This is a genomic window from Psychroflexus sp. MES1-P1E (assembly GCF_002836055.1).
In the GTDB taxonomy this organism is placed as follows: domain Bacteria; phylum Bacteroidota; class Bacteroidia; order Flavobacteriales; family Flavobacteriaceae; genus Psychroflexus.
Map to the genome: position 1 here is coordinate 1 of NZ_PJBS01000032.1, position 505 is coordinate 505.

General features: G+C 34.5%; 1 protein-coding gene. It reads left to right on the plus strand.

Annotation, left to right across the window (positions count from 1 at the left end):
* Nucleotides 1–431 precede the first annotated feature (431 nt).
* Nucleotides 432–505, plus strand: a 74-nt coding sequence (locus tag CXF67_RS00205) for an AbiH family protein (RefSeq protein WP_145990324.1), incomplete at its 3' end; no start/stop codon positions are given.

Here is a 505-nt window from a genome sequence, read left to right on the forward strand (position 1 = left end):
TGAATGAAACTATGAGAGTTTGAATTGAAGAATAAAACTAATCCCGACAATGCCTTATTATAATAGTTGCTCTATCTCCTACTTCTTAAAATCATCTCGTTGACAAAAAATTACGTGTCAAGTATGCACATTTTCGTTTTCATACACAGATTTTCATACTCTGAATACCATAAAGCAATAATCAACCGCCATCACAATGGCTTTGTTAACTCCCGTTGTAAAATTAGCAACGGCACCAGCAAAGGCTTACATCAATAACCGTTGGTAGAGCCGTTGAAAATCCGTTGAAAATCCGTTGATGCCGTTGATAGAGCCGTTGATTAATCAATTATTACTCATTTATTCTTACATCATAAGACCCTATTTTAGATGTAGTTCTTATATTCTGCAAAACTTTTATCCTAAACTATCCTGAATTAAACCAATCCTGAATGAATAGAATAGTCCTCATTGGAAACGGCTTTGATCTAGCTCATGGCATGAAAACATCTTACAAAGATTTCAG